Origin of the sequence: Streptomyces sp. NPDC006265 (assembly GCF_040613555.1) — a bacterium.
Classification (GTDB): domain Bacteria; phylum Actinomycetota; class Actinomycetes; order Streptomycetales; family Streptomycetaceae; genus Streptomyces.
This window is the reverse complement of the sequence record NZ_JBEXSH010001297.1, coordinates 1-1,753: the sequence shown is the minus strand read 5'-3', so window position 1 is coordinate 1,753 and position 1,753 is coordinate 1. Positions and strand designations below refer to the sequence as shown.

The window sequence follows — 1,753 nt, the reverse complement described above, 5'->3', positions numbered from 1 at the left end:
GCCCGCCCCCGAGGGACACGTACACCAGGGTCGAGGATCACTCCTCGACGGTCAGCCCCTTGCGCAGCCGTACCAGCGTCCGCGACAGCAGACGCGAGACGTGCATCTGCGAGATGCCGAGCTCTTCGCCGATCTCCGACTGGGTCATGCCCGCGACGAACCGCAGGGACAGGATCTTCCGGTCGCGCGGCGGGAGTTCCGCTATCAGCGGCTTCAACGACTCGACGTACTCGATGCCTTCGAGCCCGTGGTCCTCGTAGCCGATGCGGTCCGCGAGCGCGCCCTCGGAGTCGTCCTCCTCCGGCTGGGCGTCCAGCGAGGAGGCGGTGTAGGCGTTCGACGCCGCCATGCCCTCGACGACCTCGTCGTTGGAGATCCCGAGGCGCTCCGCCAGCTCGGCCACCGTGGGGGCGCGGTCGAGCTTCTGGGCCAGTTCGTCTCCGGCCTTGGCCAGGTCGAGCCGCAGTTCCTGGAGCCGGCGCGGAACGCGCACGGACCACGAGGTGTCGCGGAAGAAGCGCTTGATCTCACCGACGATGGTCGGCATCGCGAACGTGGGGAACTCCACACCGCGGGACAGCTCGAAGCGGTCGATCGCCTTGATCAGGCCGATGGTGCCGACCTGGATGATGTCCTCCATCGGCTCGCTGCGGGAGCGGAACCGGGAGGCGGCGAACTTGACCAGCGCGAGGTTCAGTTCGACGAGCGTGTTGCGGACGTACGAGTACTCGTGGGTCCCTTCCTCCAGCGTCTCCAGACGCTCGAAGAGGGTCTTGGACAGCGCCCGGGCGTCGACCGCGTCGACTTCCTCGTACGGCGGGATGTCCGGAAGTCCGGCGAGGAGGCCGTCCTCTGTGACGAGCATCTCGACCTGCTCGATGGGATCCAGATGTTCCGTAGGGGGTGTCGACGTCGCTTTGTGGGTACGCGATCCGTCGAGCCGGGGTGACATGATGTCCTCCATCGTTCTCGGCATATGGCTGCCGGAGCCGTTAGGTGCACTGCGGTGTGCGGCGCCTCCAAAGCCGGCCGTGTCGGGTACGTGTCCTTACTAGGCCTACCCGCTTTCCCGAGCCCACCGCAAGTGCGTTCTGTCTGCATATGTCCGTTTGTGTGTAGTTGTTCGGGTGTCGGACCGTGCGGGGAAGGCGTAGTGTTCGAGGGCGTCAGCAACCACCTCGACGTCGGGAGAGAGAGACGGCATGGACCGCGGGACGGTCGGCAGCGCACAGTCTGGCCGGCTTCTGGTGGAGGTGCGGGAAGAGGGCTCTAGTGCCGTCGTGACCCCGGCGGGTGAGTTGGATCACCACACCGCCGATTTGTTGCGTGAGCCCCTCGAGGACTGCCTCGCCAAAGGATTCAAGCGCCTGGTCATCGATTGCGCACGCCTGGAGTTCTGTGACTCCACGGGTCTCAACGTGCTCCTCGGGGCACGGCTGAAGGCGGAGGCCGCCGGTGGCGGCGTCTCGCTCGCCGGCATGCAGCCGGTGGTGGCGCGCGTGTTCGAGATCACGGGTGCGGATGCGGTCTTCAGCGTCCATGACTCGCTCGAGGCGGCCCTGGCCGACGAGTCGGGCTGACCGGCGGTGCGTCGGCGCGCGGTGCCTCGGTCATCCCTCTGTGACCGGTGTCCCAGCCCCGTCACGTCTTTCGTGCCGAATACATGGGTGTTCAGTCGGTCCGCACCACCGACCCCGTTGCCCTCAAGACGGCCCTCGCCCGGCACGGCCACGACGTGGAGGAGCACGTGGAC

2 protein-coding genes are annotated in these 1,753 nt (G+C 67.0%); one reads left to right on the top strand and one right to left on the bottom strand.

What is annotated here, in order from left to right; genetic code table 11:
• Positions 1-37: 37 nt before the first annotated feature.
• Positions 38-964 carry an RNA polymerase sigma factor SigF gene (locus tag ABZ281_RS48165; protein WP_356665050.1) on the bottom strand — a complete coding sequence of 309 codons (927 nt, stop codon included), beginning with the start codon at positions 962-964 and terminating at the stop codon, positions 38-40.
• 238 nt (positions 965-1,202) lie between these two features.
• Between ABZ281_RS48165 and ABZ281_RS48160 the strand changes: the two genes are divergently transcribed.
• Positions 1,203-1,580: an STAS domain-containing protein gene (locus ABZ281_RS48160; protein ID WP_031102780.1), complete on the top strand. Its 378-nt coding sequence runs from the start codon at positions 1,203-1,205 to the stop codon at positions 1,578-1,580.
• Positions 1,581-1,753: the final 173 nt, after the last annotated feature.

What these genes read in the sequence shown, in the direction of transcription:
- ABZ281_RS48160 (WP_031102780.1), top strand. Translation starts at nt 1,203, where the DNA reads ATGGACCGCGGGACGGTCGGCAGCGCACAGTCTGGCCGGCTTCTGGTG.
- ABZ281_RS48165 (WP_356665050.1), bottom strand. Translation starts at nt 964, where the DNA reads ATGGAGGACATCATGTCACCCCGGCTCGACGGATCGCGTACCCACAAA.